The 16281-nt window shown below is 55.3% G+C and carries 14 protein-coding genes and 1 other annotated feature; of the genes, 4 read left to right on the plus strand and 10 right to left on the minus strand.

All coding sequences use genetic code 11. The annotated features are described in order from the left end of the window. Positions 1-69: 69 nt before the first annotated feature. Positions 70-1746, plus strand: a complete 1677-nt coding sequence (ybaL, locus tag A936_RS17915) for a YbaL family putative K(+) efflux transporter (RefSeq protein ID WP_008460247.1) — start codon at positions 70-72, stop codon at positions 1744-1746. A gap of 71 nt (positions 1747-1817) precedes the next feature. Here ybaL and A936_RS17920 read toward each other — a convergent pair whose 3' ends face one another. From A936_RS17920 to adk, 3 genes are all read right to left on the minus strand, one after another. Continuing rightward, entirely contained in the window at positions 1818-3122 is a 1305-nt protein-coding gene (locus tag A936_RS17920) for an inosine/guanosine kinase (protein ID WP_008460248.1), read from the minus strand. 60 nt (positions 3123-3182) lie between these two features. Next, positions 3183-4148, minus strand: a complete 966-nt coding sequence (hemH, locus tag A936_RS17925; RefSeq protein WP_008460250.1) for a ferrochelatase — start codon at positions 4146-4148, stop codon at positions 3183-3185. 134 nt (positions 4149-4282) lie between these two features. After that, the gene (adk, locus tag A936_RS17930; RefSeq protein WP_008460251.1) at positions 4283-4927 is read right to left on the minus strand and encodes an adenylate kinase; all 645 of its coding nucleotides are present in this window, start codon (positions 4925-4927) and stop codon (positions 4283-4285) included. 401 nt (positions 4928-5328) lie between these two features. On the opposite strand from adk, the gene A936_RS17935 reads away from it, so the two are divergent. Then, positions 5329-5679 (plus strand): hypothetical protein, encoded by a 351-nt coding sequence (locus tag A936_RS17935; protein ID WP_008460252.1) that lies wholly within the window; start codon positions 5329-5331, stop codon positions 5677-5679. Positions 5680-5832: 153 nt separating this feature from the next. Here the strand turns inward: A936_RS17935 and htpG are convergent, their stop codons facing one another. The 3 genes from htpG to A936_RS17950 all read right to left on the minus strand — a co-directional run bounded on the left by htpG (position 5833) and on the right by A936_RS17950 (position 9396). Continuing rightward, positions 5833-7707, minus strand: coding sequence for a molecular chaperone HtpG (gene htpG / locus A936_RS17940; RefSeq protein WP_008460253.1), 1875 nt, complete (start codon positions 7705-7707; stop codon positions 5833-5835). A 110-nt stretch (positions 7708-7817) separates the two neighbouring features. After that, on the minus strand, positions 7818-8423 hold the full coding sequence (gene recR / locus A936_RS17945) for a recombination mediator RecR (protein ID WP_008460255.1): 606 nt from the start codon (positions 8421-8423) through the stop codon (positions 7818-7820). Positions 8424-8526: 103 nt separating this feature from the next. After that, on the minus strand, positions 8527-9396 hold the full coding sequence (locus A936_RS17950) for a pirin family protein (protein WP_008460257.1): 870 nt from the start codon (positions 9394-9396) through the stop codon (positions 8527-8529). Between the two features lie 108 nt (positions 9397-9504). Between A936_RS17950 and A936_RS17955 the strand changes: the two genes are divergently transcribed. Next, positions 9505-10410 (plus strand): LysR family transcriptional regulator, encoded by a 906-nt coding sequence (locus tag A936_RS17955; protein ID WP_008460258.1) that lies wholly within the window; start codon positions 9505-9507, stop codon positions 10408-10410. A gap of 40 nt (positions 10411-10450) precedes the next feature. Here A936_RS17955 and A936_RS17960 read toward each other — a convergent pair whose 3' ends face one another. Both A936_RS17960 and dnaX read right to left on the minus strand, forming a co-directional pair. Continuing rightward, entirely contained in the window at positions 10451-10780 is a 330-nt protein-coding gene (locus A936_RS17960) for a YbaB/EbfC family nucleoid-associated protein (RefSeq protein ID WP_008460260.1), read from the minus strand. 87 nt (positions 10781-10867) lie between these two features. Further along, positions 10868-12796 carry a DNA polymerase III subunit gamma/tau gene (dnaX, locus tag A936_RS17965; RefSeq protein ID WP_008460262.1) on the minus strand — a complete coding sequence of 643 codons (1929 nt, stop codon included), beginning with the start codon at positions 12794-12796 and terminating at the stop codon, positions 10868-10870. Then, positions 11468-11532: a sequence feature (DnaX frameshifting element), on the minus strand. (Overlaps the previous gene by 65 nt.) A gap of 164 nt (positions 12797-12960) precedes the next feature. On the opposite strand from dnaX, the gene A936_RS17970 reads away from it, so the two are divergent. Continuing rightward, positions 12961-14301, plus strand: a complete 1341-nt coding sequence (locus tag A936_RS17970; protein WP_004196353.1) for an IS1202-like element ISEsa1 family transposase — start codon at positions 12961-12963, stop codon at positions 14299-14301. Positions 14302-14556: 255 nt separating this feature from the next. Here A936_RS17970 and A936_RS17975 read toward each other — a convergent pair whose 3' ends face one another. Next, positions 14557-14979, minus strand: coding sequence for a nickel resistance OB fold protein NcrY (locus A936_RS17975; RefSeq protein WP_032072095.1), 423 nt, complete (start codon positions 14977-14979; stop codon positions 14557-14559). Positions 14980-15140: 161 nt separating this feature from the next. Continuing rightward, positions 15141-16271, minus strand: a complete 1131-nt coding sequence (locus tag A936_RS17980) for a Ni(II)/Co(II) efflux transporter permease subunit NcrC (protein ID WP_004196366.1) — start codon at positions 16269-16271, stop codon at positions 15141-15143. Positions 16272-16281 lie beyond the last annotated feature (10 nt).

Below are 16281 nucleotides of genomic sequence, written 5' to 3' on the forward strand. Positions count from 1 at the left end.
CCGATAAAGAATTTGTCATAAACTGTGTAACAGAACGTTTTGGAACATCGGCCAACCAAAGGAGACGGAATGCATCACGCCACACCGCTTATCACCACCATTGTTGGTGGTCTCGTGCTCGCTTTTTTACTGGGTATGCTGGCTAACAAGCTGCGCATATCTCCGCTGGTGGGCTATTTATTAGCTGGTGTGCTGGCGGGACCTTTTACCCCTGGTTTTGTTGCTGATACCAAACTTGCCCCTGAGCTGGCGGAGTTAGGCGTGATTCTGCTGATGTTCGGCGTCGGGCTGCATTTTTCATTGAAGGATTTGATGGCGGTAAAGGCCATCGCCATCCCCGGCGCCATCGCGCAAATAGGCGTCGCGACGCTGCTGGGCATGGCGCTTTCCTGGCTGATGGGCTGGTCGGTGATGACCGGTATCGTCTTTGGGCTTTGTTTATCGACGGCAAGTACCGTCGTGCTGCTGCGCGCGCTTGAAGAAAGGCAGCTAATTGATACTCAGCGAGGGCAAATAGCCATTGGCTGGCTGATTGTCGAAGATCTGGTGATGGTGCTGACTCTGGTGCTGCTGCCAGCCGTCGCCGGCATGATGGAAAAAGGCAACGTTGGGCTGGTTTCCCTGAGCCTGGATATGGCTATCACCATCGGGAAGGTCGCGGCGTTTATCGCCCTGATGATGCTGGTTGGCCGCCGCCTTGTGCCGTGGATTCTGGCTCGCAGCGCAGCGACAGGTTCCCGCGAGCTGTTTACCCTTTCCGTGCTGGCGCTGGCCCTGGGCATCGCATTCGGCGCGGTTGAATTGTTTGATGTCTCCTTTGCGCTGGGTGCCTTCTTTGCCGGTATGGTGCTGAATGAGTCAGAGCTAAGCCACCGCGCGGCACACGACACCCTGCCGCTGCGCGATGCGTTTGCGGTGTTGTTCTTTGTTTCCGTCGGCATGCTGTTTGATCCGCTGATCCTGATTCAGGAACCGCTGGCGGTACTGGGCACGCTGGCCATCATCATCTTCGGTAAATCCCTGGCGGCGTTCCTGCTGGTGCGCATGTTTGGTCACTCCCAGCGGACCGCGCTGACCATCGCCACCAGCCTCGCGCAGATCGGTGAGTTCGCCTTTATTCTGGCCGGCCTCGGCATGGCGCTGAACCTGTTACCACAAACGGGGCAAAATTTGGTGCTGGCTGGCGCAATTCTGTCGATTATGCTGAACCCAATTCTGTTTGCCGTGCTTGAGCGCTACCTCGAGAAAACCGAAACGCTGGACGAGCAAACCCTGGAAGAAGCCATCGAGGAAGAGAAACAAATCCCGGTGGATATCTGCAACCACGCTCTGCTGGTGGGCTATGGCCGCGTCGGTAGCCTGCTTGGCGAGAAGCTTATTGCCGAAGGTGTGCCATTGGTGGTGATCGAAACCTCCCGCAGCCGCGTGGATGAGCTGCGCGAGCGCGGGATCCGCGCCGTGCTGGGCAATGCTGCTAACGAAGAGATCATGAGTCTGGCCCATCTGGACTGCGCCCGCTGGCTGCTGCTGACCATTCCTAACGGCTACGAAGCCGGTGAAATCGTCGCGACGGCCAGAGCAAAATGCCCGGATATCGAAATCATCGCCCGCGCACATTACGACGACGAAGTGGATTACATCACCGAGCGTGGCGCTAATCAGGTTGTGATGGGAGAAAGGGAGATTGCCAATACCATGCTTGGGCTGCTGGTGCCGCCGGTCACACAGGAAGCGGTGACGGGTTAATTCTCTTTTAGGGCAGGTCTGACACCTGCCCACGCCGAAAAAAGCTGAGCCTTCAGGCTCAGCTTTTCAGCTTAACGTTCCCAGTAAGACTCTTCGAGGCTGTCTTCCCGCTCAGGCAGGCCGCGCGTCAGGCGCGGAGAATGCTGGTTAAGAACCTGATAGCTCACGCGGTTGGCGTATTTGCATACCTGGGCCAGCGAGGAATAAGTCAGCCAGGTCAGCTTGTGTTTGCTGGAATTCGGCACGTTACTGCGGTGGTAATTGTTCGCGGTGATATCGTGCAACAGCGCCGCAAGCGCCCCGTCTCCCGCGCCATTGGTGTTCATGATCTTCTCCGGGCCGCCCATATATGGCGCGATGTGGGAGTAGATTCGCAGCGGCTCAGCGCAGTCTTTCAGGCGCATCGCGCGGCTAAATTCGAACTGGTTAAATTCGGCAATCGCACCAGGCAGAAGTGGGTGCTGGGTTTTACGCTTCGCGGTCTCTTCGGTATAACCCGCCATATAAAGGCCTACCGGCCCGGCGGTGCAAAGCACCAGGTCAACCCAGTCCAGCGCCTTGTCGGCGGCCAGCAGCGGATCGCTTTCACCGGTTAGCGCTTCACCCTCTTCTTCGTTCATCGCCAGGATCGAAACGTGCTCGCTCAGGAAAGCCTGCCACCAGGTCGGGTTTTCGGCAATCACGTATTTGGTGCCCAGAGTCAGTACCACCGGCACGTTGTGTTTCTTCGCCCAGGCAATCGCCTGCATGGTGGCCTCCGGCATCGGCTCGCCCGGCTTGCAGCGCACCAGATAAGAGGTCAGCACCAGCGCGGATGCCCCGGCAATCACTTCTTCCGGAATGCTATCCGCACGTAGCTGGTTCATGTGGCCCGGGCTGATGGCAAAAGTACGCTCGCCCTGGTCGCCAATCAGCGTAAAGCAGCGGCCAATCGGGCCATCAACGCCCTGCAAATAGTTAAGGTCGGTCCGGCTGGAGGTATTGCAGAGGTAGCGGTAAGCGTAGCTACCGATCTCGACATTGCGGCACATTACGCCGAGCAGCACCGAGCGGTCATCGGCCAGTACCGAGTAATTGTGCATGGTATTGCCGATGGTGCCCCCGGCAAACTGGTGGGTAATCAGGTTGTTGTCGACCAGCTCTTTGTAGAGCGCGTCGGCCACATCATCCTCAATCACCAGAGAGTGGCCAAAACTCAGCCCGTAGCGCTGTACAAACTCATCGTCCACTTTGGCTTCAATGTCGACCAGCGTTTGGTCGATGCCGACCACCCAGGAAGAGCCGCTTTCTGCTTCAGGCTGAGTTTGCTGTAAGAGCGGGTCGCGGGCGCTGACGGGGAAGTAGTGTTTGGATTTGCGTTTACCGGGAAATTTCATGGTGTCGTTACGGGGCTGGATAATAAGGCGGAGAATAGTAGCATTCCCCGCCTCAGGTTTCTATTTGCGATACCGCTCCACCAGATTCATCATCATCGCGATATGGGCCGGATCGTCATTCAGCGCCGGAATGTACTCGTATTTCGTCCCGCCCGCCTCGATAAACACTTCCCGGTTCTGGACCGCCATCTCTTCCAGCGTTTCCAGGCAGTCAGCGGAGAAGCCCGGGCACATCACCTGAATATGCTTCACGCCCTTTTCGGCCAGCATTTTCAACGTTTCGTCGGTGTACGGCATCAGCCAGGGTTCGCGGCCAAAGCGGGACTGGTAGGTCATCATCACTTTTTCCGGCGGCAGCTCAAGGGCGCTCAGCAGTTCGCGGGTGGTGTCGCGGCAGCGCTGCGGGTAATCATCGCCTTCATTCGCGTAGCGCTGCGGAATACCGTGATAGGAAAGCAGCAGCACGTCCGGTTCACCGTGTTCGGCAAAAGAGCGTTTGACCGAGGCCGCCAGCGCGTTGATGTAAGCCGGCTCTGTCGCGTAGTCGCGAATCAGGGAAATAGAAGGCAGACTGCGGTAATCGGCGAAGATACGCCCCAGCTCGTCCCATACCGCCGCCACGGTTGAGCAGGAAAACTGCGGATAAAGCGGCAGCACCACAATGTGCGTCACGTTCTGCGCCAGGAGGTCGTCCACGGCGCTTTTGAGCGACGGTTCGCCGTAGCTCATCCCCAGCGCAACCGGCGTGTCCGGCAGCTGCTGCGCCAGCGCTTTTTCCTGCCGACGGCTGTATACCATCAAGGGCGAGCCCTCTTCCATCCAGATGGACTGATAGAGTTTGGCGACACGCGGTGAACGGATCGGCAGAATGACGCCGCGCAGCAGCGGCCACCAAAGCAGGCGGGGCGTATCTACCACGCGCTTATCGCTGAGGAACTGACGAAGATAACGGTTGACCGCCGCCGGTGTCGGGGCGCTCGGCGTACCAAGGTTAGCCAGTAAGATGCCAATTTTTTCCTGATTCATTCCCACCCCTTATCTGTAAATTGCCGTCAATTGTAACGTAAAAGAGCGAAACGAGAACCGATTACAGTGAAAGGGGAAAATAGGGGCAAAAAAATACCAGGGCATGCCCTGGTATTTTTTGCCGCTGCGGGAAATTATCCGAGGATTTTTTCCAGTTCAGCGCGCACGTCAGCCACGGCCTGGGTGCCGTCAACTTTAGCGTATTGGGTGTTACCCGCCTGCGCTTCTTTAGAGTAGTAGCCGATCAGCGGCGCGGTCATCTGATGGTATTCCACCAGGCGTTTACGCACGGTTTCTTCCTGATCGTCTTTACGGGTAGTCAGCTCTTCGCCGGTCACGTCGTCTTTACCTTCAACCTTAGGCGGGTTGAATTTAATGTGGTAAACGCGGCCGGAAGCAGCGTGCACGCGGCGACCCACGATGCGGTCAACGATCAGCTCGTCAGGTACGTCGAACTCCAGCACGAAATCAACCTTGATGCCCGCTTCTTTCATGGCGTCTGCCTGCGGGATAGTGCGTGGGAAACCGTCCAGCAGGAAACCGTTACGGCAGTCTTCCTGCGCAATGCGCTCTTTAACCAGGGCGATAACCAGCTCATCGGTCACCAGTTTGCCAGCATCCATGATGTCTTTGGCCTGTTTACCCAGTTCTGAACCAGATTTAACCGCAGCACGCAGCATATCACCGGTGGAGATTTGCGGAATACCGTATTTCTCCATGATGAACTGAGCCTGAGTCCCTTTACCTGCGCCCGGTGCGCCGAGCAGAATGATACGCATTGCGTAATTCCCCATACATTTAATTATTCAATCGAATTTGAGGCGAAAACCATACCACTAAAGGCGGTATCATCACAAGAAAGGGAGGCGCTCAGGCTGAAGCCCCGGGCCTCGATTTCGCCTGAATCCCGACCACTTAGCGGCCCTGATGGAAGCCAGAATCGGTTCAGCCAAACAGCATTTTTATTTTTCAGCAGCGGCCTTATCCCTTATCTCATCGGGGGAATAATAAGGTCTTCGCCTGGTAATTTATGAACCGTCAGGCTGGCTGAAAAAGGCCTGCTATATAGATTAGGTTTATGTACAGCAATTATAATGACGGCCAACACAGCCTGCCGACGCTGTTTGGCGTCAGGCTGTTAACCAGGAGATCTATTTTGCTAAAAGGAAGAGCGCCCGCCATGAATAAGCCCTTAATTGCCATTATCTGTTGTTTGCTGCTAAGCGGGTGCACATCTCAGTGGGTAAAAACCCGCAGTAACGCGCAGGAGTACACCAGCGCACGAGGAGACTGTGAAACCCAGTCCCAGCAGGCTTTTCCGGTAAGGAATGAGGTTGCACAACGTACTAAGTACACCACTTACTACGAAGCCTGTACTAAAAAAGATGAGTGTGATGGCGAGAAAACCCGGGCGGTAAAAAAGCCAGAAATTGAAAGCTATGTGATGGACGTGAATAGCGAAAGCCGGGACCGGTTATTTAATCAGTGCATGGAACTGAAAGGTTGGGAAAGCAAAATAAAGTGGCTGTAATATCTGAAATTCAACATCCATAGCCCGTATTCCGACAGAAAAATAACCTTACTTTTTAAAGCATGAAATTTTCTGCAGTTACTGTGCCTGAATATTTAAGTGAAAAAAAACCACCTGTCTATACAGGTGGTTTTGTCAGATAATCAATCGGACTTAAGAAACCAGCAGCTGGTTCATGCGGCGGATGAACTGGTTAGGATCTTCCAGCTGGCCGCGCTCAGCTAACAGCGCCTGGTCAAGCAGCAGCTCAACCCACTCGCTAAACTGCGCGTCATCCTGCGTATCCGCAGCGCGTTTCACCAGCGCATGCTCCGGGTTAAGCTCGAAGATGTACTTCACTTCCGGCACTTCCTGGCCCGCAGCGGCAAACAGTTTCGCCATCTGGGTGCTCATGTCGTTGCTGTCGGTGGTGACGATCGCCGGGGTATCGGTCAGGCGATGCGTCAGACGCACTTCCTTCACACGCTCGCCCAGCAGGGTTTTCACGCGGTCCACGAACGGCTCCAGCGCCTTCTCAGCTTCTTTCGCTTCTTCGGTTTCTTCGTCCGTCAATTTATCCAGTGATTCATCGGTCTTGCTGACTGACTGGAACGCTTTCCCGTCGAACTCGGTCAGGTAGCTCATCATCCACTCGTCGATGCGATCGGAAAGCAGCAGGACTTCGATGCCTTTCTTACGCAGCAGTTCCAGGTGTGGGCTGCTCTTCGCCGCCGCGTAGCTGTCCGCGGTGATGTAGTAGATCTTCTCCTGGCCTTCTTTCATGCGGGAGACATACTCTTCCAGCGACACGGTCTGCGCGGAGGAGTCGTTGTGCGTGGTCGCGAAGCGCAGCAGTTTAGCGATAGCTTCCTGGTTCGCGTTATCTTCCGCCGGGCCTTCTTTCAACACCAGGCCAAAGTTTTTCCAGAAGGTCTGGTATTTCTCAGCATCGTCTTTCGCCAGCTTGTCCAGCATCTGCAGCACACGCTTGGTCAGCGCGCTGCGCAGGTTCTGGGTCACGCGGCTGTCCTGCAGGATTTCACGGGAAACGTTCAGCGGCAGATCGTTAGAATCTATCAGGCCACGCACGAAGCGCAGGTAGTTCGGCATGAACTGCTCGGCATCGTCCATGATAAACACGCGCTGCACGTAGAGTTTCAGCCCGTGTTTGTGGTCACGGTTCCACATATCCCACGGCGCCTGCGCAGGGATGTACAACAGGCTGGTGTATTCCTGCTTCCCTTCTACGCGGTTGTGGCTCCAGGCCAGCGGGTCGGTAAAGTCGTGGGCGATGTGCTTGTAGAACTCTTTGTATTCGTCATCGCTAACTTCGGATTTGCTGCGGGTCCACAGCGCCTGAGCTTTGTTGATTTTTTCCCAGCTAACGATGGTCTCACCGTCTTTTTCTTCCTGCTGTTCAATCTCAACCGGCAGAGCGATGTGGTCAGAATATTTGCTGATAATGGAACGAACGCGCCAGTCGTCGAGGAACTCATCTTCGCCTTCACGCAGATGCAGCGTGATTTCGGTACCACGATCGACTTTCTCAATGTCGGCCACGGTGTATTCACCCGCGCCTTCAGACTCCCAGAACACGCCCTGCTCCGCGCTGGCACCGGCGGCGCGAGTGCGAACGGTGACTTTGTCCGCCACGATAAACGCAGAATAGAAGCCTACGCCGAACTGGCCGATAAGCTGGCTGTCTTTCGCCTGGTCAGACCCCATGGACTCGAGGAAAGCCTTGGTGCCGGATTTAGCAATGGTGCCCAGATGATCGATAACTTCATCACGGGTCATGCCGATGCCGTTATCGGCAATAGTCAGGGTACGGTTGTCTTTGTTAAAAGAGACGCGAACGCGCAGTTCACCGTCACCTTCGTAAAGGCTGGCGTCAGACAGGGCGCGAAAGCGCAGCTTGTCTGCCGCATCGGAGGCGTTGGAGATCAGCTCACGCAGGAAGATTTCTTTGTTTGAATAGAGAGAATGGATCATCAGGTGCAGAAGCTGTTTTACCTCTGACTGAAAACCGCGGGTCTCTTGTCCTTTCATGGTCATTGATACCTCAACAAAATCATACGGGATGAAGAAAACGTTGAGGGGGATATGGTAGCGATTTGTGCCTTTTCAAGCTGGAGGAGGCAAAAACCTCCCCCAACCGATTAAAAATTAATCTTATGGCGACCCAGCAGCGAGTGTGAAAGCGTGGTGCCATCCACCATTTCCAGCTCGCCGCCCACCGGCACCCCGTGGGCGATACGGCTGGCTTCAACGCCGTACTGCGCGCACAGCTCGGCAATGTAGTTCGCCGTGGCTTCGCCTTCTACCGTCGGATTAGTGGCAAGAATAACTTCTTTCATCGGCTCGCTGGCAAGGCGCTGCTCAAGGCGATCCAGTCCAATATCGTTCGGGCCAATGCCGTCCAGCGGCGAGAGGTGCCCCATTAAGACAAAGTAGCGGCCTGAGAACTGGCCGGTTTGCTCGATGGCGTGAATATCCGCCGGGCTCTCCACCACGCAAATCTGGCCGTTTTCCTGGCGACGTGGATTGGAGCAAATGGAGCAAACTTCCTGCTCGGTAAAGGTACGGCAATCCGCACAGTGGCCAATCTCGGACATGGCGCGGGTCAGCGCCTGAGCCAGACGCATGCCGCCGCTGCGGTCGCGCTGCAACAGGGCAAACGCCATACGCTGGGCGGATTTCGGGCCAACGCCGGGCAGGCAGCGCAGGGATTCCATAAGGGCTGAGAGTAAAGGACTGGTTTGCATCGCTCGGGCTTGTGAGAAAAAAGTGGGCTATAGCCTAACATTAGCCCCGCGGATGGGTATAGGAAAAGATATCCCCCGCACGAAGGCTCGCCGGGGGAAATGTTTACGCGATGTCTTTGCCGAAACGGCCCTGATTAAAATCATCGATGGCCTGATGAATCTCCTCTTTGGTGTTCATCACGAACGGGCCATAACCCACCACAGGCTCATTCAGAGGCTCACCGCTGAGCAACAGAACCACCGCGTCATTATTGGCTTCGAGGGTCACGCTTTCGCCTTTGGCATCCAGCACTACCAGCTGTGCTTCACGCGCCACCTCTTCACCGTTGACCAGCACCGTGCCTTTCAACACCACCAGCGCCGTGTTCCAGCCGTCTTTCACCGCCAACTGCGTAACGCCTTGTGGGTTCAGGCGCAAATCCCAAATGCTGATTGGCGAGAAGGTCCTGGCCGGGCCTTTGGTTCCGTCAAACTCACCGGCAATCACGCGAACCTTACCGGCATTGTCCGGCAAATCGACCACCGGAATATCGCCGTCGGTAATCGGCTGATAGCCAGGCGCGGTCATTTTGTCTTTTGCAGGCAGGTTAACCCACAGCTGCACCATTTCCAGGCTGCCGCCCGCTTCGCTGAATGCCGGAGAATGGTATTCCTCGTGAAGGATGCCGCTCCCGGCGGTCATCCACTGCACGTCACCCGGACCAATCACACCGCCGTTGCCCGCGTTATCGCGATGCGCCACTTCGCCTTTGTAGACGATGGTCACGGTTTCAAAGCCACGATGCGGATGCTGATCCACGCCGCGCTGGCCTTTATTGCTCGGCTTAAATTCCGCCGGGCCCGCGTAGTCCAGCAGCAGGAACGGGCTAAGCTGCTCGGCAAATTTTGAGTACGAAAACAGCGACCGAACCGGGAAACCATCCCCCACCCAGTGGGAAGCCGGTGCGGTGTAGACGCCAAGAATTGATTTCATGATTCTCTCCACAAGGGTTGTTTCTGATGGGATAAAGCTTACCCGTCAGACGCTCAGCCCGGTAGAGTGCTAAAATGGACTCAGTGTTCCATAATCAGGACAATAGAAATGCAGGACCTAAACGATCTGTGGTACTTCGTGCAGGTGGTAGACCACGGCGGTTTTTCCCCCGCCAGCCGGGTTATCGACATTCCAAAGTCCCGCCTGAGCCGCCGCATTGCGCTGCTGGAAGAGCGGCTTGAAACCCGCCTGCTGCAGCGCTCGACGCGGAGCTTCACGGTCACCGAAGCCGGGCATATTTTCTACCGCCACTGCAAGGCAATGATGATTGAAGCAGAAGCGGCGCAGGAAGCCATCGACACGCTCAAGTCAGAGCCGCGAGGGCTGATCCGCCTCACCTGCCCGATAGCGCTGCTGCATGTCCACGTCGGCGATATGCTGGCGCGCTTTATGCAGCTTTATCCGCAGATTGTGATTCAGCTTGAGGAAACCAACCGCCGCGTGGACGTGCTGAACGAAAACGTTGATTTAGCTATTCGCGTGCGTCCTTTGCCGCTGGAAGACAGCGACCCGGTGATGCGCAAGCTGGCCACCCGCAGCATGTGCCTGGTCGCCAGCCCGGATCTGGTCGCCCGCCAGGGTATGCCTGCGGCACCTACAGATCTCGCCCACTGGCCAAGCCTGGCGCTGGACAGGCCGCAGCAAACTTATCGCTGGTGCCTGTTTGGCCCGGAACAGCAGGAGGTGATTGTTCACCACAAGCCCCGCTATGTGACGACGGATATGATCGCGCTGCGTACCGCGGCGCTGAACGGGATTGGCGTCGTGCAGCTCCCGAAGCTGATGCTTAACGACGCGCTGGCGCAGGGCAAGCTGGTTCACGTGTTGCCAGAATGGCGAGCAAGAATGGAGATCGTGCATGCGGTCTTCCCTTCACGACGAGGGCAGTTACCGGCGGTGCGGGCGTTAATTGATTTTCTGGCGGAGAGCTATCAGGCGCTGGACGAGGAGTAAGAAAACGGCCTTCTCCCGGGCGGGAGAAGGCGGAAAAGCATCAGAATGGCATTTTGAAGCCCGGTGGCAACTGCATGCCGTTGGACACCCCAGCCATTTTTTCTTTCTGCGCTTCGCCGATACGGCGAGCGGCATCGTTGAAGGCTGCGGCAACCAGGTCTTCAACCATCTCTTTGTCATCTTCCATCAGGCTTGGGTCGATTTCGACACGGCGGCAGTTGTGCGCCCCGTTGATGGTCACTTTCACCAGGCCCGCGCCGGACTCGCCGGTGACTTCCATGTTGGCGATTTCTTCCTGAGCCTGGGCCATTTTTTCCTGCATCTGCTGGGCCTGCTTCATCAGGTTACCCAGACCGCCTTTTCCAAACATAATCTTCTCTCTTTCATCGGGCCAGCCCTCACAGAATGCGAGAGTGGCTATCAGGGTTTCACACTATGCCGCGCCAGGCGAGGCATATCAAACAGGGCGAATACTATCTTCATCCAGCTCAGCATCAAAGAACCTTTGCAGAGTCTGAATATTGCTGTCGTTGCTCATCGCCTCGCGCGCCTGCGCCAGCTTCTCTTCGTAGATAGCCTGACGCCACTCCAGCGGCGTGCGGCGAGCCAGATTATCATCTTCAATAATAGTCAGTTCTATCGCTTCGCCATGGTGCGAACTCAGGGCATCTGACAGCGTTTTTTGCGCCGATGGCGAATTCAGGTGGCGCTGGCCAGGACGCAAATGCAGGCAAACCCGGTTGCCGTCCACCTCTTTCCAGGCGTTAAGCGCCAGCTGTTGTACCAGCTTTGGCAGCACCAGCTGATTGATTTCCGCCGCCCATTCATCGCGCTCGATAGCCTCTTCGGCCAGCTTCTGCGCCAGCTCCGGCGTTTTTTCATGCTCAAGCGCCTTTTTCAGCGCCTTGGGTGTAGCGACCGGTTCAGGGGCGACTTCCGTCGGATTTTGTGCCTTCCAGCGATAGGCTTCAGGCTTCGCTGGTTTTTCCAGCGCCGTCGGCGCAGGGCGCGCCTGAACGCGTTCGGTCACCGAGGCCAAACGTTCCAGCGCGGAGCTTTTTGCCGGCCGCGCTAGTCGTTGCGCTGCCGGCTCATTCTTTTTTGCTTTATCAGCCTCCTGCTGGCGCATCAGTTGGCTGCGCGCCTGGAGGATCTGGCTGGTGGCATCCGGCAGCGGAGAGGCTTCCCTGTCCGGCGGCGGTGCCGCCTGCTGCTGCCTTACCGCTGGCTGGTGTGAGACCGGGTTAATCACGGGAATGCTTGCCGCCTGGCGAGGTGCTTCCGGCTCAGGCAGCGGCTTGCGCGGATGGAAAGCCAGCGCGCGCAGCAGCGTCATTTCTACGCCCATTCGGCGATCCGGCGCCCACGGCAGCTCTTTGCGGCCAATCAGCAATGTCTGGTAATAAAGCTGCACGTCGGCCGGGGGAACAACGCGGGCAAGCTCTCGCATGCGCTGTTCGATGGCTGCCATATCGCTGCCAAGGGCGGACGGAGAAAGCTGAACCATCGCCACGCGGTGCAACAGCGCGGACATTTCTACCAGCAGAGCTTCCCACTCCACGCCGCGCGCGGCTGCGTCGTTCAGCAATGCCATGACTCGCTGGCCGTCAGCCTGGACGACAGCTTCAATCAGCGACAGCGCCTGGTCATCATCCAGCGTGCCGAGCATTGCGCTGACGGCGGCGGTTGTGACCTGCCCGTCGCCGCTGGCAATCGCCTGGTCGGTGAGGCTCAGCGCATCACGCAGGCTGCCGTCCGCCGCGCGGGCTAACAGCTGCAGCGCGCGGGGCTCGCTCACGACCTTCTCTTCACCAAGAATGTGCTCCAACTGATGGCGGATCTGTTCGACGTCCAGCGCTTTCAGGTGGAATTGCAGGCAGCGAGAAAGAATGGTCACCGGCAGCTTTTGCGGATCGGTAGTGGCCAGCAGGAATTTTACGTGCGGAGGCGGCTCTTCCAGCGTCTTAAGCAGCGCGTTAAAGCTGTGGCGCGAGAGCATGTGCACTTCGTCAATAAGGTAGACTTTAAAGCGGCCACGCGCGGGGGCGTACTGCACGTTGTCCAGCAGATCGCGGGTGTCTTCTACTTTGGTGCGCGAGGCGGCGTCTATCTCAATCAGGTCGACAAAGCGGCCCTGTTCTATTTCGCGGCAGTTATCGCAGACGCCACAAGGGGTCGCGGTAATACCGGTTTCGCAATTCAGCCCTTTCGCCAGCAGACGGGCGATTGAGGTTTTCCCCACCCCACGAGTGCCGGAAAAAAGATACGCATGGTGGATGCGGCCCAGCGACAAACCATTAGCCAGCGCGGTCAGTACGTGTTGCTGGCCGACAACATCAGCAAAAGTTTGGGGGCGCCATTTGCGGGCTAAGACCTGGTAGCTCATCTGGAGTTAGGCTCTGGTTCGCGGGAAAGGTGAATCGAGGGGGTAATGCTAACATAAGCCCCGCCCGCTGGGCGAGGCTTGTGATATCTGTGTTAACACCAAGCTGTAATGTCCCCTTTGAACCATTCTAAAATGTCCCCAGACAATTCTCTGGGGGATTTTTCATGATCAAAGAGACTGTTACGATGAGTCATAAGGAACTCCACCGACTTCAGATTATTCAGGAGTCAATTAATCGACATATTACTCAGGAACAAGCTGCGGCACGCATTGGCATTTCTATTCGGCAGGTTAAACGTCTGGTGCAACGGTATAGAAATGAAGGGCCTTCTGGTCTGGTTTCCCACCGACGTGGAAAGCGTCCTAATAATTCCTTTTCTACTGAATTCAGAGCAACAGTAATTTCACTCCTCAAAGGCCGTTACGCTGATTTTGGACCTACGTTTGCGTGCGAAAAATTGCGCGAGATACACGGTTTATCTTTATCCGTTGAAACTCTCAGAAAGTGGATGATAGAAGAGGGGTTATGGCGTGAACGCCGTCGTAAAATTGCCCGTATATATCAACGCCGCATGCGACGACCATCTTACGGTGAACTGATCCAGATTGATGGCTCACCTCATGACTGGTTTGAAAATCGAGGCCCCAGATGTACACTGATCGTTTTCATTGATGATGCCACCAGTGCGTTGATGGCGTTGCGTTTTGTGCCTGCTGAAACAACCCGGGCTTACATGGAAACCCTCCGGGGTTACCTTAATGATCATGGCGTACCGCTCGCTCTCTACTCTGATAGACACAGTATATTCAGGGTAAATAACCCAGAGCGGGAAGGTGAGCTGACCCAGTTCACTCGTGCGATAAAGACACTGGGCATCGAGCCAATCCATGCCAACAGCCCGCAGGCAAAAGGGCGGGTAGAGCGCGCCAATCAGACACTACAGGACAGGCTGGTCAAAGAAATGCGGCTTCAGAATATCAGTGATATTGAAACAGCAAATGCATGGTTGCCGACCTTTATTGAAGCCTATAACAACCGGTTCGCTACGTCGCCTCGTACTACTGATAATGCTCATCTTGATGTGCACCATTCTGAAGAGGAACTGGGTTATATCTTCAGCCTACAGGCGAAGCGCGTTCTGTCTAAAAATCTCACTTTCCAGTACAAAAGCAGTGCGTTTCAGGTACGCAGTGAGGGCCGGGGATATCGACTTAGGCATTCGGTTGTTACTGTATGCGAGAACTTTGACGGTGAAATTAACGTTCTGTATGACGGGAAAGCGCTGGGCTGGGAAAAGTATGTTGATGGCCCGGAGCCTATACCACTGGATGATGAAAAGAGTGTCCATGAACGAGTGGATAATGCCCGTATTGATTTACGCTCAAAATACTATGTTAAACCTAAAGCTGACCATCCCTGGCTTACGCGCCGAACGCAAAGTCATCAGCAAGTTAAGCCCCCGAAGTTACCTAAAAAGAAGCCTGATCCCGATAAAAAAGATTGAAACCAAGATCGATTCGGTTGAGTGCATATCCATTCATAGGGTAGATTCTTAAGTCGCGTTTCTGGTGTTCATTTTCGGGTGGTTTGTTACTTGTTTTACCGGGGATATGCCAGAAACGCGCTGAGTCAGTCTGGGCGGTGCGCGTAATGCGGCGTTATGGTAAATAGCCTATGCTAATGTCCGCTAAGAGCGAGAAGCGGACGTTTGGTTGACGAACTATATATATAAAAAAACATAGCCCGTCAGAATTGTGTTTTAGGGTTTGCTGATAACTGCAACATATAAAATTGAACCATCATTTTCATGGCTTACCGGTCCACTGACCCGTACCAGGTCCTGAGCATCGAAGTGCTGCCCGTTCCAGACTTTCTGCGGGATGCGGACTTTGATGGTACCGGTTGGGTCGCGGAACGTATACCACTCGTCCTGCTGCTGGCTGACAACATTGCCTTCCAGTGTGATCCACGCCCCTTCGTGCATTGACGATACGATCTGAATCCGGCTTTGACTATTCTCCTGCTGAACTTTATGACCGGCATACATGTGCTCAGTGACGACAGGCTCTTTCTCTGCGGAGAAGCCACCTTGCGCTGCCAGAGCAGGAATGGCGATGAACGAAGTGAGTAACACTCCGGTGACGAACTGACTGAAATATTGTTTTTGCATAGCAGATTCCATTTATAATTTTACATCCCCCATGGGGGATATTGTCGATGATAAATGAGCGGCTATAAAAGCTCAATTCCTATCCCCGGCAGGGGGATAAAAATATGATGGGCTTCAGAAATATAAAACCCACCGGTTGGTGGGTTCAGGCGTGAGATTCATACAGGAGAAAATCAGCTCGTTACGCCGATCCAGCCGTGATAGCCCATGTAAATGCCGACAAGTGCAATCAGTACGCTTGAGAAGTATGGAGCCCGCCGCGCCAGCGTATCCAGGCCACTCCAGCGTTTGGTTGCCTGACGAACGCTGAAAGCCGCCGCTGCGCCCACTGAAACCAGCGTGATCGCTAAACCGATGCTGAAACACAGTACCAGCGCGGCACCGAGCGTAAATTCCTTCACCTGGATGCAGAGCAGCAAAACGGTAATGGCTGCCGGGCAAGGAATAAGGCCGCCGGTCAGGCCGAACAGGATTATTTGTCCGGTGGTTACGCTGCGATTCGCAAAACGTTTTTTGATGTCGTTCGCATGCGCTTTTTCGTGAGCATCCTGATATTCGCGAGAATTAACATCCAGACCTTCCAGCGAGGAATGATCGTGGTCGTGTTCATGTTCACGGAATTCCACATCATAATCATGCACATGGCCGCGATGGCCTAAAGACAGGCGAACATCAAAGCTGTGTGGCTCCGGGATCGCCAGGGCCGATTCCATAAACCCGTCTTTTTCGACGAAATCAAATACCTGTGAAAATGTCCCTGGACCACGGTTGGTCACCAGAGAAATGTCGCGAGCTTCCCATTTCTTGCCGCTGAGCGAGCGTAAACGCCAGTGAGGGGGTTGTCCTTCTTCGAAAATCGAGAGTTCAACGCTGCCATGGCCCGTATCGATGATGCGGGTTTCGTCATGATCGTGATGACCGTGGCTGTGTTCCTCTTCCTGCTCCATCTTCCACAGCTTTTCGCCGCGCCAGGTTCGCCAGAACATCCATGCCGCCGTACCGAGAATGATGACGGCGGAAATCAGCTGAAACCAGGGTTCGGCTGATTCAGCAGTGAATTTCTGACTGATATACATTCCGCCGAACGCAATGAGCCAGACAACAGACGTATGAGAAATTGTCGCGGCAAGCCCCAGTAATACCGCTTGCTTGACCGTTCCCCGGATGGCCACAATAAAGGCGGCCATCATCGTTTTGGAATGCCCTGGCTCCAGTCCGTGAAGCGCACCGAGCAAAATAGCGCTGGGGATGAACAGCCAGGCATTGGCCACGCCTTGCTGTAAAAGAGTGGAAAAATCAGTCATGTTTCGCTTG

Source organism: Enterobacter sp. Ag1, from assembly GCA_000277545.1.
Taxonomy (GTDB): Bacteria; Pseudomonadota; Gammaproteobacteria; order Enterobacterales; family Enterobacteriaceae; genus Cedecea.